The organism is Arthrobacter sp. TE12232 (assembly GCF_054062615.1).
In genome coordinates this window covers 446,143-466,890 of the sequence record NZ_JBSSFK010000001.1, presented here as the reverse complement: position 1 = coordinate 466,890, position 20,748 = coordinate 446,143, and the positions used below count along the sequence as shown (strand labels likewise).

The 20,748-nt window shown below is 61.9% G+C and carries 22 protein-coding genes; 17 read left to right on the top strand and 5 right to left on the bottom strand.

Annotated elements, in window-relative coordinates:
* Positions 1 to 88 precede the first annotated feature (88 nt).
* The 3 genes from ACVWZ7_RS02105 (at position 89) to ACVWZ7_RS02095 (ending at position 2,832) form a co-directional block, all read left to right on the top strand.
* Entirely contained in the window at positions 89 to 1,477 is a 1,389-nt protein-coding gene (locus tag ACVWZ7_RS02105) for an IS1380 family transposase (protein WP_456506800.1), read from the top strand.
* A 532-nt stretch (positions 1,478 to 2,009) separates the two neighbouring features.
* The gene (locus ACVWZ7_RS02100) at positions 2,010 to 2,582 is read left to right on the top strand and encodes a hypothetical protein (protein WP_456506799.1); all 573 of its coding nucleotides are present in this window, start codon (positions 2,010 to 2,012) and stop codon (positions 2,580 to 2,582) included.
* Complete coding sequence (locus ACVWZ7_RS02095) at positions 2,548 to 2,832, top strand: hypothetical protein (RefSeq protein ID WP_456506798.1); 285 nt, start codon at positions 2,548 to 2,550, stop codon at positions 2,830 to 2,832. The genes ACVWZ7_RS02100 and ACVWZ7_RS02095 overlap by 35 nt, the downstream gene beginning before the upstream one ends.
* Here ACVWZ7_RS02095 and ACVWZ7_RS02090 read toward each other — a convergent pair.
* On the bottom strand, positions 2,829 to 3,608 hold the full coding sequence (locus ACVWZ7_RS02090) for a hypothetical protein (RefSeq protein ID WP_456506797.1): 780 nt from the start codon (positions 3,606 to 3,608) through the stop codon (positions 2,829 to 2,831). The two genes, ACVWZ7_RS02095 and ACVWZ7_RS02090, sit on opposite strands and share 4 nt — an antisense overlap.
* Before the next feature lie 780 nt (positions 3,609 to 4,388).
* Between ACVWZ7_RS02090 and ACVWZ7_RS02085 the strand changes: the two genes are divergently transcribed.
* The 3 genes from ACVWZ7_RS02085 to ACVWZ7_RS02075 are packed head-to-tail and all read left to right on the top strand — an operon-like array spanning position 4,389 to position 6,198.
* On the top strand, positions 4,389 to 5,294 hold the full coding sequence (locus ACVWZ7_RS02085; protein ID WP_456506796.1) for a toll/interleukin-1 receptor domain-containing protein: 906 nt from the start codon (positions 4,389 to 4,391) through the stop codon (positions 5,292 to 5,294).
* Between the two features lie 27 nt (positions 5,295 to 5,321).
* The gene (locus tag ACVWZ7_RS02080; RefSeq protein WP_456506795.1) at positions 5,322 to 5,876 is read left to right on the top strand and encodes a LysR family transcriptional regulator; all 555 of its coding nucleotides are present in this window, start codon (positions 5,322 to 5,324) and stop codon (positions 5,874 to 5,876) included.
* Positions 5,877 to 5,898: 22 nt separating this feature from the next.
* Positions 5,899 to 6,198: a LysR substrate-binding domain-containing protein gene (locus tag ACVWZ7_RS02075; RefSeq protein WP_456509053.1), complete on the top strand. Its 300-nt coding sequence runs from the start codon at positions 5,899 to 5,901 to the stop codon at positions 6,196 to 6,198.
* Here ACVWZ7_RS02075 and ACVWZ7_RS02070 read toward each other — a convergent pair.
* Entirely contained in the window at positions 6,081 to 6,749 is a 669-nt protein-coding gene (locus ACVWZ7_RS02070; RefSeq protein WP_456509166.1) for a hypothetical protein, read from the bottom strand. The two genes, ACVWZ7_RS02075 and ACVWZ7_RS02070, sit on opposite strands and share 118 nt — an antisense overlap.
* Positions 6,750 to 7,340: 591 nt before the next feature.
* On the opposite strand from ACVWZ7_RS02070, the gene ACVWZ7_RS02065 reads away from it, so the two are divergent.
* The 3 genes from ACVWZ7_RS02065 to ACVWZ7_RS02055 all read left to right on the top strand — a co-directional run bounded on the left by ACVWZ7_RS02065 (position 7,341) and on the right by ACVWZ7_RS02055 (position 9,961).
* Positions 7,341 to 7,517, top strand: a complete 177-nt coding sequence (locus tag ACVWZ7_RS02065; RefSeq protein ID WP_456506794.1) for a hypothetical protein — start codon at positions 7,341 to 7,343, stop codon at positions 7,515 to 7,517.
* 517 nt (positions 7,518 to 8,034) lie between these two features.
* A complete protein-coding gene (locus ACVWZ7_RS02060) occupies positions 8,035 to 8,796 on the top strand; it encodes a hypothetical protein (protein ID WP_456506793.1) in 762 nt (253 codons plus the stop codon).
* Between the two features lie 535 nt (positions 8,797 to 9,331).
* Positions 9,332 to 9,961 carry a hypothetical protein gene (locus ACVWZ7_RS02055; RefSeq protein WP_456506792.1) on the top strand — a complete coding sequence of 210 codons (630 nt, stop codon included), beginning with the start codon at positions 9,332 to 9,334 and terminating at the stop codon, positions 9,959 to 9,961.
* Positions 9,962 to 10,255: 294 nt separating this feature from the next.
* On the opposite strand, the gene ACVWZ7_RS02050 is transcribed toward ACVWZ7_RS02055, so the two are convergent.
* A complete protein-coding gene (locus ACVWZ7_RS02050; RefSeq protein WP_456509052.1) occupies positions 10,256 to 10,675 on the bottom strand; it encodes an NUDIX domain-containing protein in 420 nt (139 codons plus the stop codon).
* Positions 10,676 to 10,791: 116 nt separating this feature from the next.
* On the opposite strand from ACVWZ7_RS02050, the gene istA reads away from it, so the two are divergent.
* The 3 genes from istA (at position 10,792) to ACVWZ7_RS02035 (ending at position 14,324) form a co-directional block, all read left to right on the top strand.
* Positions 10,792 to 12,009 (top strand): IS21 family transposase, encoded by a 1,218-nt coding sequence (istA, locus tag ACVWZ7_RS02045; protein ID WP_456506791.1) that lies wholly within the window; start codon positions 10,792 to 10,794, stop codon positions 12,007 to 12,009.
* Entirely contained in the window at positions 12,009 to 12,797 is a 789-nt protein-coding gene (gene istB, locus ACVWZ7_RS02040) for an IS21-like element helper ATPase IstB (protein WP_456506790.1), read from the top strand. Before istA ends, istB begins: the two co-directional genes overlap by 1 nt.
* 855 nt (positions 12,798 to 13,652) lie before the next feature.
* Positions 13,653 to 14,324: a nucleoside/nucleotide kinase family protein gene (locus ACVWZ7_RS02035; protein WP_456506789.1), complete on the top strand. Its 672-nt coding sequence runs from the start codon at positions 13,653 to 13,655 to the stop codon at positions 14,322 to 14,324.
* A gap of 2 nt (positions 14,325 to 14,326) precedes the next feature.
* Here ACVWZ7_RS02035 and ACVWZ7_RS02030 read toward each other — a convergent pair whose 3' ends face one another.
* Together ACVWZ7_RS02030 and ACVWZ7_RS02025 are read right to left on the bottom strand one after the other, a co-directional pair.
* Complete coding sequence (locus ACVWZ7_RS02030; protein ID WP_456509051.1) at positions 14,327 to 15,259, bottom strand: Lrp/AsnC family transcriptional regulator; 933 nt, start codon at positions 15,257 to 15,259, stop codon at positions 14,327 to 14,329.
* Between the two features lie 141 nt (positions 15,260 to 15,400).
* Positions 15,401 to 15,547, bottom strand: coding sequence for a hypothetical protein (locus tag ACVWZ7_RS02025; RefSeq protein ID WP_456506788.1), 147 nt, complete (start codon positions 15,545 to 15,547; stop codon positions 15,401 to 15,403).
* Between ACVWZ7_RS02025 and ACVWZ7_RS02020 the strand changes: the two genes are divergently transcribed.
* Genes ACVWZ7_RS02020 through ACVWZ7_RS02000 form a run of 5 tightly spaced genes read left to right on the top strand, consistent with a single transcriptional unit; the run spans position 15,548 to position 20,740 of the window.
* Positions 15,548 to 16,402: a transporter substrate-binding domain-containing protein gene (locus ACVWZ7_RS02020; protein WP_456506787.1), complete on the top strand. Its 855-nt coding sequence runs from the start codon at positions 15,548 to 15,550 to the stop codon at positions 16,400 to 16,402.
* A 56-nt stretch (positions 16,403 to 16,458) separates the two neighbouring features.
* On the top strand, positions 16,459 to 17,193 hold the full coding sequence (locus ACVWZ7_RS02015) for an amino acid ABC transporter permease (RefSeq protein ID WP_456506786.1): 735 nt from the start codon (positions 16,459 to 16,461) through the stop codon (positions 17,191 to 17,193).
* Positions 17,190 to 17,996, top strand: coding sequence for an amino acid ABC transporter ATP-binding protein (locus tag ACVWZ7_RS02010; protein ID WP_456506785.1), 807 nt, complete (start codon positions 17,190 to 17,192; stop codon positions 17,994 to 17,996). The genes ACVWZ7_RS02015 and ACVWZ7_RS02010 overlap by 4 nt, the downstream gene beginning before the upstream one ends.
* Complete coding sequence (locus tag ACVWZ7_RS02005) at positions 17,986 to 19,011, top strand: C-terminal binding protein (protein ID WP_456506784.1); 1,026 nt, start codon at positions 17,986 to 17,988, stop codon at positions 19,009 to 19,011. Before ACVWZ7_RS02010 ends, ACVWZ7_RS02005 begins: the two co-directional genes overlap by 11 nt.
* A gap of 55 nt (positions 19,012 to 19,066) precedes the next feature.
* Positions 19,067 to 20,740, top strand: coding sequence for an amidohydrolase (locus ACVWZ7_RS02000; protein ID WP_456506783.1), 1,674 nt, complete (start codon positions 19,067 to 19,069; stop codon positions 20,738 to 20,740).
* The last annotated feature ends 8 nt before the right edge of the window (positions 20,741 to 20,748 follow it).

Genomic DNA, 20,748 nt, shown 5'->3' with positions numbered 1-20,748 from the left:
GGCGGTTTAAACCGAGAATGCCTGTCTTGTCGCGGAAAATGGGGTTTGTCTAGAACACCTTTTCACCGAAAAGAGAGGCATCTCGTAGATGCAACTTTCCCATACCGGCGCGTCCTTGTCAGTTTCCTTCGACGAGCCCAACCTTGTGTCGGCCGCCGGCCTGGTCCCGGTCATGGGACTGGCCCTCGAAGCCGGACTCGGCGGCCTGGCCGATGAGTGGCTGAGCGTGCCGACGGACAAGGGCTCCAACGCCGGGCTGAAAGTGGCGTCGCTGGTCGCCGGGATGGTTGCCGGCGCGGATTCCATCGATGACATGGCCCTGCTGCGCCACGGCGGCATGGGCAGGCTCTTCAAGGCCTGTTACGCGCCCTCGACGCTGGGCTCGTTCCTGCGTTCCTTCACGTTCGGGCACGTCCGCCAGCTGGACGCGGTCGCCTCCCGGTTCCTGAGGAATCTGGCGGCACAGGCACCGCTGATCGGCAACAGCGCCGGGGAATACACCTTCGTTGACGTGGACGACACGATCATCGAGGTCCACGGATACCAGAAGCAGGGTTCCGGCTACGGCTACTCCGGGGTCCGGGGCCTGAACGCGCTGCTGGCCACCGTCAGCACGAAGGACACGGCACCGGTCATCCTCGCCCAGCGGCTGCGGAAGGGCTCGGCCGGTTCGCCCCGCGGCGCGGCCCGGCTGGTCGCCGATACCCTGGCCACCCTCAAACGCATCCGTGGCGGGGCCGCCGGCACGGTGCTGTTGCGTGCGGACTCGGCGTTCTACGGGTACGCCACCGTGGCCGCCGCTGCCAAAGCCGGTGCCGCGGTTTCCGTCACGGCCCGCATGGACCCGGCCATCAGGAAGGCCATCACGGGAATCGGGGAGGCCGCCTGGACGCCGATCCAGTACACCGATGCGGTCTTCGATGAGGCCGCGGACCGGTGGATCTCCTCCGCCGAAGTCGCCGAAACACCGTTCACCGCGTTCAGTTCCCGCAAACAGGGCGAACGCGTCACCGGGCGCCTGGTCGTCCGCAGGATCCCGGACCTGAACCCGCACGCCGGCGCCGGACAGCCGACGATCTTCCAGACCTACCGGTTCCACGCGTTTTTCACCACCGGCACCCTGGACACCGTGGCCGCCGATAGGGCCCACCGCGGGCACGCGATCATCGAGCAGGTCAACGCCGATCTGAAGGACAGCGCACTGGCTCATTTACCCTCAGGTGTTTTCACGGCCAACGCGGCCTGGCTGGTCCTGGCCGCCATGGCGTTCAACCTCACCCGCGCCGCCGCAACAGCGGCAGGGAACGGGCTGGCCAAAGCCCGGACCGCAACGGTCCGCCGCAAACTGATCAGCGTCCCGGCCAGAATCGCCTCCTCCGCCCGGAAGCTGCGCCTCCACCTGCCCGCCAACTGGCCCTGGGAAACCGCCTGGACGGACCTGTTCAACCGGATCTTCCCGCGGCCGGCAAAGACCTGACCCGCCACCCCGTACCGAAACGACCAAGGACCACAGTGGAACACCACCGGCAGCGGGGCCGGGCAATCCGCCATGCCCCGACCCCGACCCTCCCGGCCAAACCAAATCCCGGGGGCCCTCAACCAGCCCGTCGGTGGATCAAGGCTAAGATCCCTGAGGTTGAACTCTCAACATAGCAGCGAGCACCGACAAGGTTTGGATCGACTCGTTCCTGCCGTTTCATGGCTGCTGCGACCGTCCCCCCAACAGCGGTGCATCTCGCTTCTGACACCAGCCGCAACAATGCCGGGGGTCGCATGGATGCTACGGCGCGGTGTGCCGGCGGGGGCCGCCATGCCGACTGGGGCAAACGGGGCCGGCGCTGGGGCTGACTGGTGTTCAGTAGAAGGTGTCGGAGTTCTGGTGCTTTCTTTTTTGTCCGTTCACTACGGCCGTTTGACCGTGCGAGGAAAAAGATGCGACTAAAGGTGTCGGCCCCGCAGGTAGGCTTCCGATCAAGTACTGATCCACGCACGTTAGGTGTCTAAAGTAAATGGTCGATCTGGAAGTCGCTGCAAAGTCCCCATCAACGCTTCGGCAGCTGCATCTCGTTGGCGAGATCTATCGGCTGTCAGAAGGCTGGAAGCGACGCCAGATTCCCACAGCCGGCCTGTACAACGAGGGGCACGACTGGGGGATTGATGTCTCCGCACTCCGAAGCGACTTCACTGCACTGATGGCTGCTGGCTGGCTCTACTTTGAGGCGAGTGCTGCCGGCGTGGACGAAATCCTTATTACTCAGGAGGGCATTGATGTTGCCTTGGAGTTCCAGGCGAAGCGGAGCAACCCTCGCCAACGAGCTTCGTCACTAAAAACTGCACTCCTCAACTGGCTCTACGATCAGTACCTCGCGGGGGAGGAACCGATAGACTTTGTGTCTTTTAAGGCCGATCCCGTGGGCAGCTATCTAGGCCTTGCATACACCGACGATGAGATCACACGTACGGCCAAGTGGTTGAAGGACAAGGGCTACATTCAGGCCTGGACTCCAATAAATGGGGATGAACTTCGCTCTAAACAGTCCTGGCGCCGTGCAAAGCAACACCCTCACTGCTGCGCAGGTTGATGAGGCTCGTAAGGTCGCCACTGCGTTTCGTCAGATGCTGCCGATCCTTGGTGTTCCCGAAGACAGCCACGATGAAGCCGTACACGTAATAGCGGAGCTTGAAGAAGAAGCCTCGGCTCCAGAGCCGAACCAGAACCGCATCAAGAACCTTCTCTTCAAGTCCTTGGAGCTCATTGCACTTGGCACAGCCGGCGGTGCGGCTGACGCGCTGGGTGCTATGACACAGTCCGCCATCGACGGTTTGGGCTAAGGCTCCTCAACCTGCGGCAAGTTATCCAGCGCCTTACCGGTGAACTCGCCAGCCTTCTTACCTACTTCCCATCCTCCGCTGATACCAAGTGCGGCGACAATCTTTTCCAGGTCGGGATACTCCGTGTTGATGTTCAAGATGACGCACGTGACTGCCATCATTACTGCGAAGCGCACGAACCAGATCACAACCGTTCGGTCGGTCCTAGAAAGCGCATATAGGGCGGGAAGCTCTTCGATGGATTCCGCGAGGTCGGGGTGATTCTCGAAGAAGTCATCGGTTAGGTCATCAAGATGCTGCTCAGCTAGTTCGGCGCGGAATCCGTCGGCCAGGACCATGTTGATGTAGGACGTGTCGATGGACGCAGCCAAGGATTTGGTAAGTGCTACAACAGGCAATTGGAACTGCTCTTGCAAGCCCAAGCCAGCCACCATGTGGAGCGAAGGATAGAGTCCGCGCATCATCTCGGTGTTGGAGTCGAGGAACATCTTCGCGACGTTATTCACGCCGGAAGCGTCGATGATCATCTTCTGGATGCCGGCCAGCTGGGCCGACGGGTATGCCATTTCCATCGCCGATGCCACGGTCTTCGAGATGTCTGCAAGTAGTGGCGACATCATCTTGTTGAAGTCGGGCATGAGGGAGCTAATGTCAAACATGAAGGGCTTCGCCAAGAGAGGCGACGCGTCCATCGTTGCCCCCACACTGGCAAGACTGGTGGACGTGGCCGAGTTGAGGATGGAGTTAGTCTCGCGAAGCGGATCATTTGAAGTCACCCTTCAAGCGTAATGAGGGGTACCGACATCTGTGGGACGACTACCTTCGCCGACTGAAGCCGTTTGCGACGTGGAGGCCTCGGCGCATAGGGGCTTGGGTAACTCGGCGACCGAGGCCGTTCGCGCCCTCAACAGCGAATCCGCGTTCGGCACTGCGCGGCCCAGCCCAGCAGTTGCTCGGCAGTGCCTGCGTGACCACGAAACGTCGCACCGAGAGCTGACAGCCTCTGGAATCTATAGCTGCGGCGGTAGCGGAGGATTCTTGCGGGTCGATGCCGATAACGGTTGTGTCCGGGTTCCTTTCGCCAATGGAGGTGGTGGATCATCCGTGGCGGGCACCCCGACTTGTAGTGTTTGCATGCCTCTGTCGAGCCACGCCCCGGGCGGGTGTCAGCGGCGCGGCAGGCTATCTGTGAGTCAACCTGAACGAAATGGGCGGCAAGGAGCGTGCGGACCTATGGCGGCTGACACCCTGGCCGCTACAAGACTTCAGATCCCGCGGCAGACCACCACCATCAACGGAACAAGTCAGGTGCATACAAGCGTTCGGCGGCTGCAATCGCGTCGACGATGCCGTAGACCCAAGCTCCAAGAGCAGGTCGAAGCACGTTGTGAGACTCATCGCCCTCTGAGCCCGGACTAGCGGGGCGCCGGCCCGACGTGAATACCCTGACCACGTCATCTGGCGGCACATTTCCGGGCGAGACACGTTCAAGGCGGATGAGCAGAGCTAAACACTCGTTGATAGTCTTACGGAGGTATCTTGTGAGGGAGTAGTTCTTGAAGGTTTTTATCAGCTGGTCCGGAGAAAAGTCACGCGATTTCGCTCTCGAACTCAAGGGCTGGCTTCCCTTCGTGATTCATGATCTTGAACCCTGGGTGAGCGATGTGGACATTGATTCGGGGACGATGTCCATGCAGGCCATACACGATCAGCTCCAAGAAGCTCATTATGGAATCATCTGCACCACAGCCGAGAACCAGAATAGGCCATGGATCAATTATGAAGCTGGGGCTCTCTGGAAGTCTCTGGACAACTCTTCGAATGTTGTTCCGCTTCTGATTGATGTCGATCGTGGCGCGATCAACAGCCCACTGAAAAATTTTCAATCTCGTGTACTAAATAATCCACTGCTGCGAAAGTCAGAAGTGCGGAAGCTAGTTGGATCACTGAATGATGCCAGAAGTCAGCCCGTTGTTGAGAAAGTCCTGGAGGAGTCGTTCGAGACTCAGTGGCCGAAACTTGAGGACGTTATCGAGCATATCGCCTCCAACGTTTACGCCTATGTGCCAGTGATGACGGATGAAGAACGCAAACTTGAGGATATCAATCAGCAGATCTTGAAGCTAGTGGAAAGCCACAAGTCTCATGCAGAGGCCGTAAACGATTCCTTGGATCAGATATTGGAACGCAAAGAAACACTCGAATTTGGAAGTATGTCGGCGCAAGTCAGCAGGCAGGCCAGATTTGAAGAGGTGATCAACAACAGTCTCATCGCGAGAGGTTCATGGGACCGTGCCCATGTTCACAGGGTCGAGCACAACATTTATGCCGTTTACACTGCCGCGAGACTTCCGGATGAGATCAAGAAGGTGGTCGAGCAGTCTGGCATGGCAGTCATGGACGACGTCATGTTCGACTACATGTTGACTATGACGGATGATCCAGGTCCTGACGATCTCTAATTTGGACATGCTCGTAAAATTATTGCGATGGCGGCCGTAGCTTCACGCGGGCTCATCGTCGGACCATCGAAATCCTCCCCGACCTGTCACGACCGACGCCGGCGCGCCGACGACACTCCGCTACTGCACTTTCTTGATGGACCGCAAACGGGCGGGAGTGTCCGTTGTTCGCCGAGGGGCGCCACCGAGGCACTCTCCTTCACAACCTCAGCCGTCTCACAGCAAATAGCGAAACTCGAACACGAAGTCGGTGCTGCGCTTGTGGAGCGGCACCCGAAGGGAGCGGTGCTCACCGAGACAGGACAGGCCCTTCGGGGGTATGCGGACGACATTGACAGGACCATTGACGCTGCCCGGGCCGAGATGGAAGAGTTTGCCGGCCTTCGGCGGGGCCAGTTGCGGCTGGGGACATTCCTCACGGTCGGAACGTCCCTGATGTCGGAAATGGTGCTCGCGTTCCGGTCCCGCCACGAAGGGGGCGTCACAGTCATAACAGCCCGTCGGGAAGGCCTGCTCAAGCGGCGGTCGGCGGGACATCGAACTGACGCTCCTAAACTACCCCTGGCAACCCATCGAGCATGATGACTTGACCCTGGTCACGCTCATGAACGATCCCAAGATGCTGCTCGTGCCTCGCAACCATTCCTTGGCAAGGCACGATTCAGTCCGCATCGATGCCCTGAGCGAGCAAGAATGGATCGTTCGCGATGAGCACCCCGTGGCTGATGTCCCGCGCCGGGTATGCAGTGAGGCGCGCTTCGAACCACGAATTGCCTTCGCAGCCCGCTACGGATACCGCCGTTCTTCCGGGCCTGTTTCACTGGACTGGGGGCCATCCCATGACTCGGGAGGTGGGTCAAGGATCTTCTTCGCGGTCATGATCATGATCCACCCGGACAGGTAGTATCCGCCTGCGCCGATGCTGCCTCCGATGACAGGGGGGAGCCGCTGGCCGAGGAATAACTCGGTCACGAACTCCGGGCCGAGGACATCGTTGGCTCTGTTGATCGCTGACATGGGAATCGAGTCGATAAGCTTCTTCGCCAAATGGGGCACGGTGCGGCTCTTCACCGGTTCCGAGGTGGTGGCACGGGAGAGTACGTTTCCTGCGAGGACAAATTCCAGCAGTTGGGTTCGCCGCTCGAAGTCTTCGGGGTGCAGGCTGTGAATCTCGGCCAAGGTGAGCATGTACAAGGCCGAAGCCTGCCGGAGCTCCCGTGGATCGCCGGGGGCCCTTTGGCCAATCGTCGCGGCGCCAGCGGCCGCGCCAATTCTTCTGACTTCACGGAGAAAGGAACGGTTGAGGTGTGATGCGAGTTCTGCGGGGGATTTGTCAGGGTTGACCCGCCGCAGACGCGCAACCTCTGAGACCGCCAGCGGTTGCTGACTCTGCATGACCTTGTCGATACTCGCCTTGGTAACAGCTTGGTGCGCGAAGTACTCGTCTTTTTTCACGAGTCAAGTATGCGGTGAAGCAGCGGCAGTCGGCCGCTTCTTCTGATGGTCAGTCCGCGTGTTGCTTCATTCTCGGTCGTATCGATGCGCGAAGCATCCAGAGGGGGCCTAGACTACGTGCTTCGGTTCGCCGTTCGGAGGCGGCCCTCGGATAGGGCACTTGACCCCTCAGGCTCCAGCCATGTCGTCATCCGCGGCGCTGGCACGAGGATCCATGCCGCGGCAGTAGAACGAAGTTTCTCAAACTCTCAGGAAAGGGCGTTGACAATGTCAACAGATTGGGCACCGGTTCGGGTCCTACATCGGGGGAACTTGCTCGGATTCGGTATGTTTTCTGGACTTCCCAGTGTTTTCAAGGCCAGGAATGCAGTTCGAGTCCCACCTCGGGCACAGTGTTCCGCAGGTCAAAGGCCTGTTTGACCCCTGAGTGTTGACAAAGCTTGACATTTTTCATGTTTGGTGCGGTGGAGCATCGATCCGTCGTCGAGGTGGATTAAGTTGACGTACTTGTCGCTCACTTAGGTCTGCAGTTGTCCCGGGTCGTGCCGAATGCCGAAACTCCCGGCGAATCACCTTGGGGCCGTCATCGTGGTGAGTGAAGGTTTGGTCTACACCAACGCTGCAGATTGGCTGTACAACGCTATCGACGACGTCGACGGCGATGTAATTCTGGCGAGTCCCTATGTGTCTGCCGAAGTATCCTCCCAGCGCAAGATCCGATTCCGCAGCACTCGAGGACCGGAGCTGCAGACCGACCCGCGGCGCTGAATCTGCCCGGCGATAGTCACCCAAACCCTCGACTTGCAAGTGACACGGAAATCGCGGGAACATCGGGCAGTGCTCAAGAAGGACCCCTGCCTGCCGCAGGGGTCTTCTCTTTGCGAAGGCCAGAAGCACTGCTGATGATCTGCGTGCACAGTTAAATTTGGAGCGACTGCTAACGTAAGAAGTAGATACCAACGTGTGCTTTTACGCGTAGCCAAAACCTATTGACACGACCCGCCATCATGATTCGTATAGGCAGTCTGATAGCCAGCCTTCAGGCCGTGTGATCATCGCCGTTGAATTGGTAACGGCATACGGGGCATACTGTCTCAACAACCTTCGAACCTCTGCAACAGCAGGGGTTCTTTTCTTTTAAGCACTGAAAGGAGCCAACCTCTACGCCCTAAGTCAGCCTCAAAATCAGGACCCCTAAAGGGACCGTCCCCTGGACGGTCCTTTTCTTTTGCCCTTATCCGAAACTTCCGGGCGCCGCAGACGCCCTCAGACACAGAAGGTAACCATGAAGTCACACCCATATGCACGCTTCATCAACTGGACCGCGGCGACTTACATCGAGGAACGCCAACCGGGCACCGGGCAGTCTCAGGCGGTACTCACTTGGCTAAGGGCCTATGGCATTACAGCCGCTAGGGTCGACGCCTTCCTGCGGCTTAGCGGCCGGCACTCCGCGACGATGCCCAACGCGCTTGTCATGGACATTCTGGAGCTCAGCAACTCAAAGGTCCGCCAAACGCTGAAAGACGAATTCCTTCTCGATGCGCTGCTCCATACCTGGAGCTCCCTGGCGAATGTCTACGGCAGGGCCGCTACCCCGGCCAACCGCGAAGTGGCCAGAATCCAGCTGATGGTTGAAGCCGGCCACGCGCTCATCATGGCAGAAGGTACGGGATACCCCGGAGAAGAGACATTGCTGAGGAGGTACTGCCTGGAGACCGAGATGTTGGACCTTTCCCAGATTCACAAAGGCACAGCTGGTTTCAAAGATGTCGGCAGTGACCTCGAGTACATCAAGCGGCAGAGAAAGGAGCTTCCACAGCGGCCAACTCCTGTGCGGCTCCCACAGCAGCAACAACCTACAAAGCCGACGCCAAACGGTTCGGCAAACCCGCGCCCTGGCGCCTTCACGCCTGCCCAGGACCCGGATCGACTCCCGCCCCTGCCGACCAGCGGCCGCCATTGGCGTAAGCCCTCTGCAGATCTGAACGATGGACTGTACGGAAACTGGCGCGACCATTGGGACAACACGTTGCCCGAACGATAAAGTATGCGACTCCAACACCCGCCGCTTACGGCGCGACCGGGGGGTAACGGCGCCCCGTCCCGCCCGTTCGCGCGTTGACACCGCCAACCGCCCCTGATATCTGTCAGGCAACGTCGGCGGAAGGCCTCAAATTGGCGGAACTGCGGCCAAAAGCGGTTGGTCGAAGTTTCATGAACAACGCTGCCGGGTAAACCTTGGGGCTGTCTCGGAGCGCGGGGGAGGGGAGGGGCTTACTCCAAAGCTGCGTGGCGGAGGTACTCTTCGCCGTCTTTCATCGCTGGGGTAGTCGGTGGAAGAGAGCATGTCTGCCCAAAGTTCCCTCCCGTGCCGGAGAGCAGCCTCGGCGGGTTGAGTCCGGATGGAGTCCATGTGGCTTTCGACTGCAGTCTTCACGCCACGGTACAGCCCGGGTTTCCGGTATCAAGGGCCTCCCTTCCGGTCGTATGGCGAGCCATACTATGCTGGCTTTCCATAAAGCGGACGCGGCTGGTGGTGTTAGGCCGGATCTCTAGGGTGTGACTCCGAAGGGGAGGACATGGCTTCTTTCAAGGAACGTATGGCGGCTGCCAAGGATTCGATTGTCAATACCTACAAGGAGGCGGCTGCTGAGGATAAAGCCAAGCGAGAGGCGAAGACAGCCGAGGATAAAGCCAAGCGAGACGCGAAGGCAGCCGAGGAGAAAGCCAAACGAGCGACACTCATCTTGGAGTTGACCAGCGTCAAGGGCTTCTTGAGGCTGTACCCCGACTTCATAGAATGGAAGCTAGGCATAGGAGTTGCTGACGACGTGCAAAGGATTCTGTACAGCGAAGTTAACTCTGTAAGCATGCACGGCTCGATCGCCCCACCGGGCGGCGTTACCGCAACTTTCTTGTCTGGTGGGATGAACCTTTTGGCACCGAAACTGAAATCGATCACGCTGAATGTCGGCGGAGCCGCCCACACGTTTGAGTTCAACTTGGAGACCACCGACAAGGTGCGCGAAGCGGTCGACCTCATCTCCCGGAAATCTTTTGAGGCGAAGAAGAAGCCTATGCAGGCCCTTGCAACGAACGCACCGAGCGCCGCCGACGAGATCGCGAAGTTGGCTGCGCTGCGTCGAGACGGCGTACTCACCGACGGAGAGTTCACCAAAGCGAAGGTCAGGCTTCTCGGGGGCGATTAGGCCGCCCCTCCAGGGGCCAGAAAGTAAGAATCTGCGAAATACGCGGTTCATCGTCGCGGCCCAGCTGCCGACCTCAGACATCGACGAGGATGGCTACGTGGCCTTGGGGGATATCCTGCGTTATTTGATCGACAACAACGGCGCAATGATTCAGGCGGATGGTGAGGGCTTCTACGAGGGCGAGAAGATCATCGTCGCGCTCGACTAGTTGTACGTCCTGCACCCTCGTCTTGTGAAAACCCCGAGCCCAGGCGGAGTTTCGTGTTGGCAGTGATTGAGGGCGGAGCCGGTCGGTTAGTTCAGTTGTCGGCGTTCCGCGCCTAACAGCACCCCCGGTGTGCTCTTGCTGGCGACTTGAATCAGTTCCACGAATCGCTGCTGCATCGGCGGCAGTTCATCAATCCTCCACCAGCGCACGTCCGAGGACTCGTCATCTCCGATCCGGGCCTCGCCGCTGACCCGGCTGCAGCTAAAGGCGACGACGAAGTACTGAACCTTATCCCCGTTGACATACTCCGACTCTGGAAGAGCCTGAATCCAGAGGACTCTATCCACTTTCACATGTACGGTCGTTTCTTCGAACACCTCGCGCACCGCCGTGATGTCTGGGTCCTCTCCTGGATCGGAGAATCCCGACACCGGGGTCCACTCGTTGTTGTCGCTGCGACGTACGAGCAGGACTTCGGGCTGTCCGTTCGAGCTATCGAGAACAATCGCGGTAGCGCCGGGAAGCCAGAGCAGCTCACGGCCAACTTTTTGTCGGTGACGGTCGAAAACTGAGCCATTGTGACGGTTGAAAACTGAGCCACCTTTTCCAAACGATTGGGTGGGTGATCACAGTGGAGGATTGGGCGCTTATTCGGCGGTTGCATCTTGCCGAGGGTGAATCGATGAGGTCGATAGCGGCACGGCTGGGGATTTCCCGGAACACCGTCGCGAAGGCAGTCCGTGCTGAGCGGCCGCCAACCTATGTGCGTGCCCCGCAGGACTCCGGGATCAAGGCGGTGGAACCGGCGGTCCGTGCGCTGTTGAGGGAGAACCCGCGGATGCCGGCGACGGTGCTCGCGGAGCGTGTGGGCTGGTCCGGGTCCCCGGCATGGTTCCGGGAGAACGTGGCCCGGATCCGGCCGGAGTATGCCCCGGCAGATCCCGCGGACCGGATCAGTTACGAACCCGGGGACCAGGCGCAGTGCGATTTGTGGTTTCCCGAGGTGCGGATACCGGTCGGGGGCGGGAAGCCGCGGGTTTTGCCAGTGCTGGTGATGGTGTCCTCGCATTCGCGGTTCATCATGGCCAGGATGCTCCCGTCCCGGATGACCGGGGACCTGCTGGCCGGGATGTGGGACCTGATCGGATCCCTTGGGGCGGTTCCACGGCGGCTGATCTGGGACAACGAAGCCGGCATCGGCCGGCGGAACAGCTACGCCGCCGGCGTGGCTGCGTTCGCCGGGGTCCTCGCGACCAGGATAGTGCAGGTCAAACCCTACGACCCGGAGACCAAGGGCGTGGTGGAGCGGGCGAACCAGTTCCTGGAGACCTCGTTCCTGCCCGGCCGGACCTTCACCTCACCGGAGGATTTCAACGCCCAGCTTGGCCAGTGGCTGCCGCTGGCTAATGCCCGGCTGGTCCGGCGGACCGGGGCCAGGCCAACGGAACTGCTCGCTCAAGATAAGGCGGCGATGCTGGTGTTGCCGCCGGTTCCGCCCGTGACCGGCTTCGCGACCCGGGTCCGGCTCCCGCGGGACTACTACGTCCGGATGGGGTCCAACGACTACTCCGTGCATCCGCAGGCGATCGGCAGGTTCGTCGACGTCACCGGAGACCTGGAAACAGTCACGATCAGCCTGGACGGGCGGTGCGTCGGGAACCACACAAGGTCCTGGAGTGCCGGGTTGACCGTCACCGACCCGGACCACGTCGAGGCCGCCCGGACCATGCGGAAAGCCTTCCAAAACCCCGCACCTACCGCAGACACGGCCGGGCTGCGGGATCTGGCGGACTACGACCGGGCGTTCGGTGTCGTGCTCGATGACGGGCAGGTCGCGTGATGACCGAAGCAAAGGAAACCGCCGGCCAGATCGAGTACTACTCCCGGGCCATGAAGGCACCAAGGATCAGGGAAGCAGCAGCCAGGCTCGCGGAGCAGGCACGTGACGGAGGCTGGACCCATGAGGAATACCTCGCCGCGGTCCTGTCCCGGGAAGTCGCCGCCCGCGAAGCCTCCGGAGCCGAGATGCGTGCCCGGGCGGCCGGGTTTCCAGCCCGCAAGTCGCTGGAGGACTTCAGCTTCGACCATCAGCCCGGCCTCAAACGCGACACCATCGCGCACCTGGCCACCGGCGCGTTCCTCACCGAAGCCTCCAACATCGTCCTGCTCGGCCCGCCCGGAACCGGCAAAACCCACCTCGCCACCGGGTTGGGGCTGCGCGCGACCCAGCTCGGCCACCGGGTCCTGTTCGCGACCGCCATCGGCTGGGTCGCCCGGCTCCAGGCTGCGCATCAGGGTGGGAGGTTGCCGCAGGAGCTGGTCCGGCTGCGCCGCTACGGGCTGATCATCGTCGATGAGGTCGGCTACATTCCGTTCGAGCAGGACGCCGCGAACCTGTTCTTCCAGCTCGTTTCCTCACGCTACGAACACGCCTCGCTGATCCTGACCTCGAACCTGCCGTTCGCCCGCTGGGGCGACGTGTTTGGTGACCAGGTCGTCGCCTCAGCCATGATCGACCGCATCGTCCACCACGCCGAAGTCATCACCCTCAAAGGCTCCAGCTATCGGCTCAAACACGCACAGACAGACTCTTTGCCCTCGACAAGACCGGAAAATACGGCAGAATAACCAATGTCAACGTGGCTCACTTTTCAGCCCGCGAAATGGCTCACTTTTCGACCAGCGCTGACACTTTTTGACGTAGCTGGGCAATATAAGGCGGCATGGCCATATTCGTCCCCCGTTCGAACCGGTGTGTGCAGCCCATGCCCTGCTCCTTGGGTTGTTCCTAGAATGACCGAAAGCTTTTCAAGTAGCGGCAGAAAGCAAGAGGGGCTGCCCTGTAGCATCGCCGACAAGATTTGGAATTGGGCGAAAAGGGAGCTGTTGACAGTGTCAACATCTTTGGCTTCGGATCGGGGAGTATGTTGTCCGGACTGACCCGGATTCGGCATGTTTTCGCGGATTCCCAGAGTTTTCAAGGGTTGGAATGCAGTTCGAGTCCCACCTCGGGCACGTGTTTTCCCTGTTCAGGGGCTTGTGGGCCGCTGAGCGTGTACAAATTTCCTTTTATGGGCTCCTGCGGGGGCCCATTTCTGTTGGTGGCCGTTGCGGTTTGGCGGCTCCTTCCCTTGGCTTGGACAGTGGTGTTGCTGCGTACTCCTTCATGGCCGGGAGGGCTTGGAACTGCATGACTTGCTGTGGCTTGGGGCCACTCGCGCGTCCTTTCTTGCTGTATAGGTCGGGCGTGGTTGGCCTTGTACCTGTTCATCTCCCGGAGTTGTGGTGATGACATGACCTGCGGGGAGTTTCTGGGAGATTTTTCTGGTCCTCGATTCGCTCCTCTTGTTGGCCGGAGAGAGGTGGGCGGGCGTTGGTCCGTCAACGGTTGTGTGGACATCGTCCACGCCGATGTAACGTGATCCCGTAGAACACCGGTGACCTTCCTGCCCCGGTTCAGGCACGAGCCGGAAAGAAGAGGCGATGAACACCCCTCTACACCTGCGCTGGGACGAATCCGGCCGGCAGCAGCTCCTCGCCCGGGCTGAAGCGCTGCTCCAGTGGCGAAGACGGAGCCTGCTCGGAATAGCCGGGCCGCCTGGTGCCGGAAAATCCACGATCTCCGAATGGCTGCTGGAGCACCTGCTCACCAACCATCCCCGGCAGGTAGCCCTGGTCCCCATGGACGGATATCACCTGGCGCAGTCGCTGCTCGAGTCCCGCGGGCTGGAGCACCGCAAGGGCGCTCCGGACACCTTCGACGGTGTCGGGTACGTCGCGTTGCTCCGTCAGTTGCGCTCGGAGACCTCGCGGGAAATCTTCGCACCGGTGTTCCGCCGCGAAGTCAACGACGCGATCGCCGGGGCCATCCCCGTCCCGCCGGAAACACGCCTGATCATCACCGAGGGCAACTACCTGCTTTTTGACGAGGCCCCCTGGAACGAGGTCGCAGCCCTCTTGGATGAAACCTGGTTCGTCGAGCTCGAACAGGACGAACGGGTGCGCCGGCTCACCGCCCGGCACCTGAGGTTCAACAAGGACGCCGCTATCGCCGAATGGCGCGCAACCGGCAACGACGAACGCAACGCCCGCCTGGTAGCAGCAGGAAGCCAGCGGAGCACACTCGTCATCGAGCACACACCCGCGACCGTCTAGAATCAAGCGGCCCCGCTTTCGGCTTGGGTTCGTGTTTCCAGCATCTTGTCCAGGGGCTTGGCGTATCGCTCCTGGACAATCCTCAGGTGCAGCCAGGACTCGACGCTGGCCACGGAGACCATGGCGCGCACGTGGTCCAAGATTTCATACATTTCGTCCAGAGAGCTCACGCCAACGGTAGCCACCAGGTCATGCCGTCCGAAGCAGCTGGCAATGAATTCCACGCCGGGGGTGGCGGAGAAGAAATCGATGGCTTCCTGGGTCCCAGAAGACGTCGAGATGCCAAATCCAAAGGCCATAGCACGCGAGGAACCTGAGCGGCTGCGGATTGGCCCGATCTGCATCACGCGCGCGTCCAGGAGGCGCATGACCCGGTTCCTTGCGGCACTGGCGGAGAGTCCGATGCGTTCCCCGAGCGCCTCGAAGCCCAGCCGGCCATCGAGCTGAAGCTCGCCCAGGATCAGCAAGTCCGCATCGTCCAGTTCCAGCCCCGGATCCGGCGGCTCCTTACCGAGGAAGAGGCTGCGGACGACCTCTTTGTACATGAGGACGTCCACGGCGGCGACGCCTTCGGAGAGGCGGATGGTCTCCACGTCCTCGTAGAGCCGTTCCACGGTCGGCAGGCGCAGCTCGGCGATGATGCCGTACTTGCCGGTGGTCAGCGAAGCGAAGACGGCGCCGTCCATCTGGCTCAACTTGTCCAGGGCCGGCTGGGCGGAGCCGTGGAGTTGGATAGAGACGTGCGCGACAGCGGTCAGTCCGAGTAGTCGCGGGTGGACGGCGGCGACGATGCGCAGCTCGCCCGAGGATATGAGTTCGTTGACCTTGGCTGTCGCCACTGAGCGGGTCACGCCCAGCTGCTTGGACAGGTCGCTGAATGACGCGCGGCCGTCGGCCTGCAGTAGTCGGATCAGCCGATTGTCCAGATCATGCATGGTCTTCACAATAAACGCCTCTTGTTGATGGGCGCGGTTGCGGCGCACCCGGGGCAGCTTGGCGCAGGTAGTCTTGCGTCGAATCAATTGTCCCACGAAAGTCCCTCTAGGCAGTGGATTTGACTGATCTTCCGGTCATAATCATGCAAATACCGTGTTTTGAAGCAATTTGACGACGGATTCGTTTGCAATTGGATGGAACTTGGTTAGTATCGTGACCACCGCCACATCGGCTCCGCCCGCTTTTCGCGCCCGTTCGCGAATCAGATGTTCATTGGAGATCTGCACATGCCTAAGTTCACGAAGGCCGCCATGGCTGCGGCCGCCCTGGCCCTGCTATTGAGTGGCTGTTCCGCTGCCGCGTCCACGAGTTCCGAAGGGAAGGCCCCGGCTGCTGCCGAGGCCCCGAAGGGGCTGGCGACGAGTGGCAAGCTCACGCTCTGCATCGACCCCGAGTACGCGCCTTTGGAGTACTACGCAAACGGTTCAAGCGGCAACATCGTCGGATTCGACGCCGACGCGGCCAGGGCGCTTGCCAAGCACTGGGGGCTTGAGGCCAAGTTCGCGGTAACCACTTTTGACGGGCTGATGCCGGGGCTCCAGTCCCGCCGCTGCGACGCCATTTTCGGTGGCCTGTACATGAGCGAGGCCCGTCTGGCAGTGGCCGACGCCGCTCCGGTCATGAACGCCGGACCATCGATTCTTGCCGGGCCGGCCCTGGCAGGGCAGTTCAAACAGCCGCTGGACCTCTGTGGCCGTAGCGTCGCTGCGCAGACCGCATCATCCAACGCGGCACGGATCGGCAAGCTGAAAGAGGAATGCAAGGCAGCCGGCAAGGACGAGCCGAAGCTCACCGAATACCCGAAGACGGCGGAAACCGTGCTCGCCGTCATGAACGGCAAATCAGATGCCCTCATCGAGACCAATGTCGCCGCTTCCTATATGGCGGCCCAAAACGAGGGCAAGCTGGCCGTCGCGCCGGATGTTTTTGAAACGGACACCACGTTCGGGGTCTTCACCCGCAAGAACGATCCGATCTCCCCGGTTCTCGCCGAGGCCCTGAAAGCCCTCCACAAGGACGGCACGCTGGCCCAGATCGCGAAGGACAACAAGCTCGACCCGGCCATCGTCGACGTTCACTAGTTATCGCGCCGGGACCACGGTGCCGTGGTCCCGGCCCCACCCGAAAGGAGAGTCCGATGGAATTCGATGTCGGTATCTTCGTCCAACAGCTCGTGAACCCGAGCTACCTCTACGGTGCCTTCCTGTCGGTGGCCGTTGCCGTGCTGGCGCTGGTCCTGGCCACCGCCGTCGGGTTTGCCGTGGCACTGGGTCGTACCTCGACTAGCCGCATCGCTCAGGGTGCGGCGGGGTTGTACACATGGTTCTTCCGCGCCATCCCGGCGCTGCTTGTCCTGCTCATCATCTGGAACGCGTTGCCGCAGCTGTTCCCTGTGTTGCGCCAGGAATGGTTCACCCCGTTCATTGCCGCGTTCATCGGTCTGGGTATCGTGGAAGCCGCCTTCATGGCGGAAATCATCCGCTCCGCGCTGCTGAGCGTCGACGAAGGACAGAACCTGGCCGGTCGTGCCCTGGGGATGTCGCCGGCGAAGGTCATGCTCAAGGTCGTGTTGCCGCAGGCCATCCGCATCGCGCTTCCGCCGACGGGCAACGAGTTCATCGGCCTGGTGAAATTCTCCTCCCTGGCCTCCGTCATCTCCCTGCAGGAACTGCTGACCACCGCTCAGGTAGGGGTCAACATCACCTTCCGCTACGCCGAGTACTACGCGGCCGCCATCATCTACTACCTGATCATCGTGAGCCTGCTGACATTGCTCCAGAACTACGTTGAGAAGAAATTCCTATGGACCTCGCGCTCAAAATCCAAGAAGCCATCCACGCTGGAACCGATCGGCCAAGGAGTTCACGCATGACCCAGATGCCACAGCCTACGGAGGCCCCGGTGTGGACACCTGCAGACCCCGTGCTGCAAGTGCGAAACCTGCACAAGAGCTACCAGGACCAGCACGTTCTCCGCGGCGTTGAATTCGACATCCACCAGGGCCAGGTGAAGGCCGTCCTCGGCCCCTCGGGCTCGGGAAAGTCCACAATGTTGCGCCTCATGGCACTGCTGGAACCGGCCAACGACGGTGAGATCCTTCTTCGCGGCCGCCGCCTCGGCGTCCGGGAGCGCGGCGCCACCACCGTTCCGCTGCCAGAGCGGGAGCTCGCCAAGGAACGGCGGGACATCGGCATGGTGTTCCAGAAATTCAACCTCTTTCCCCACCTCAGCGCCTGCCGGAACGTGATGCTCGGACTGACCTCGGTCCAGAGCGTCCCCCACAAAGAGGCTGAGGAACGCGCCATGGCCATGCTCGAACGGGTGGGTTTGTCCCACCGCGCCGGGCACTACCCCTCGGAGCTCTCGGGCGGCCAGCAACAGCGCGTGGCCATCGCCCGCGCCCTGGTCATGAACCCGTCCGTGCTGCTCTTTGACGAGCCGACGTCGGCCCTGGACCCGGAGCTGGTGGGCGAGGTCCTCGACGTCATGGAAGGCCTGGCCAACGATGGCATGACCATGATCGTGGTCACCCATGAGGTCCGTTTCGCCCGCCGGGTCGCGGACCAGGTCACCTTGTTCGACAGCGGCGTGATCGTGGAGCAGGCCTCGCCGGACGAATTCTTCGACAACCCCCAGCACCAGCGCACCAGAAAGTTCCTCAGCCATGTCCACTAACGCCATCTTCACCGACGCGCGGCTGCCCGTCCGGCCCGTGGCCGTCTACACGGACATGGAAGACATCGACTATTCCGCCGGCGTCGCCCTGTTGGAGGCGAACGGCTACGACGTCCGGTATCTCGGCAGCCAGGACCCTTCCGCCATCATGGAACAGGCCAGGGACGCCGAAGCCCTGCTGGTCGGCTACGCCCCCGTGACGGCGGAGGTTATGGACGCCATCCCGGGTTTGAAGATCATCGCCCTGGTTTCCATGGGCTTCGACAACATCGACCTGGACGCCGCCAAGGAGCGCGGCATCTGGGTCAGCAACCTTCCCGGCGTCGCCACCGAGGAAGTCGCCTCCCATGCGCTGGCCCTTGCCCTGGCGGTCACCCGCGAGATCCCGTTTTTCCAGGGCCGGGTGGCCGAAGGCGACTGGAACGGACGGCCGGAAACCACGGTGTTCCGGCTCAGCCAGGAGCGGCTCGGACTGATCGGCCTCGGCAGGATCGGCAGCCGTTTCGGGGAGCTGGCTTCCGGCGTCTTCGGCGAAGTCATCGGCTACGACCCCTACCTCCCGGACACCCCGGCCACCCGGGACATGCTGGCCAAGGCAGGCATCCGCCGGACAAGTCTGGACGAAGTGCTGGCGGAGTCCGCCGTCGTGTCCCTGCACATGCCGCTCACGGAGGAAACCCGGCACCTCATCAACACAGAAAGCCTCGCGGCCATGCGGCCGGGCAGCTATTTGGTGAACGTGAGCCGGGGTCAATTGATCGACAACAGTGCCCTCCGCGCAGCCGTCGACTCAGGACACATCCGTGCGGCGGCCCTGGACGTGCTCGACGTCGAGCCTGCACCGGCCGACCACCCGCTCATGGGTCACCCCCGGATCCTCGTAACACCGCACATCGGTTTCCTCTCGGACCATACCCTGGCCGAGTACATCAGGATCCAGGCCCAGAACGTCATCACCCGTGCCCGCACCGGTGCCCCGGACACCCCGCTGTTCGAACTGGAACCCGCCGGCTAAGGGCCGGCTGGCTCGCCGCGGCACCGCACTACTCCTACACGTAAAGGTCACTCCCATGTCATTGCCGACATCCCATGAAACGTCCGCCGCCGCACCGCCGGCAACCCTGTTCTTTGGCGGCCCCATCCGTACGGTCGACGCCGAGGATTCCGTCGCAGAGGCGATGCTGGTGATCGGCAACCGCATCGCCGCCGTCGGGACGCCCGAGGAATGCCGCACTGCGGCCCGCGAACTGAGCACCTCGGTCCCGGAGGTTGTGGACCTCCAGGGCCGGACCCTGGTTCCGGGGTTCGTGGACCCGCATGCCCACCCGCTGATGTACGGGCAGCTGCTGTCCTGGGTGGACTGCGGGCCTGTTGCCGCGCCGGACATCCCCACCATGCTCGAACGCCTGGCACGGGCCGCGGCGGAGAATCCCGGCGACGGCCCGATCCGGGGCTACGGGTATGAGCACCGCAACCTGGCCGAGCAGCGCCACCCGAGCCGGCAGGAACTGGACACGGTCTCCACCACCCGCGAGGTCTACGTCATGAACGCCAGCGGCCATGGCGGCGTCGTGAACTCGTTTGTCCTGGACAAATCCGGGATTGACTCCGCCACCCCCAACCCGCCGGGCGGCACGTTCTTCCGCGACTCAGAGGGAAACCTGACCGGTGAGCTCTCCGACGCCGCCTGCGACATTCTCACCGGCGAGGACGGAGTGAAGCTCGGCCACCATGGCCCCAATTTCCACCTCGCGGACAGCAGGGAACAGCACCGCGGTCAGCTCCTCCACGCCCAACGCGAGTTCCTCAGCCACGGCGTCACCATGATCGGCGACGCCCAGGTCACCAAGCGCGAATTCGCTGCCTACCTGGACCTGGTGGAGCGCGGGGAACTGGTGACCCGCATCAACGCCTACTTCCTTTCCAGCCTCCTGGATGAAGTCCTGCAGCTGGGCCTCGTGGACCGCTTCGGCGATTCGCTCCTGTCCTTCGCCGGCATCAAGCTCTACGCGGACGGAACCCTGGGCGGCTGGACGGCGTACTTCCCGGAGGGCTACCGTGACGACCCGTGCCGCACCGGTTCGCTCTACCACGAGCCCGCGGAATACCGTTCACTGGTGGTCAGGGCCCACAGCGCCGGGCTGCAGACGGCCACCCACGCACAGTCGCCCACGGCCATCCAGCTCGTGATCGATGCCGTGAAGGAAGCCACTGCCGCCGCGCCACGGACAGACCATCGCCACCGGATCGAGCACTGCGGCCTGCCCACACCCGAACAGATCACCGAAATGGCCCGCCTCGGCATCCTGCCGGTCAACCAGCCCCAGCACTACTTCAACTGGGGCCCGGGTGTCCTCGACGCGATCGGCAGCCCGGGGGAGCGCTTCAACCCCTTGGGCGAATTCGTCGCCGCGGCACTTCCCGTCACCATGAGCTCAGACGCCCCCGTAGCCGACCCCCGCCCCCTCGAGGCCATCCAGACCGCCGTGACCCGCAAGACCCGCTCCGGCGTGCAGCTCGGCTCGGACGGACTGAAGATCGACGCCCCCGCCGCGCTCCGGGCCCACACCATCAACGGCGCACGGGCCATGGGACGTGAAAAGGACCTGGGTTCCCTGGAACCGCAAAAGCTCGCTGACTTCGTGATCCTCGCCGAGGACCCGCTGGCGGCGCCTGCAGACCGAATCAGCAGCATCGACGTCGTGGAGACCTGGGTGGACGGTACCCGAGTCTACAAGCGCTAGCCGCCCGC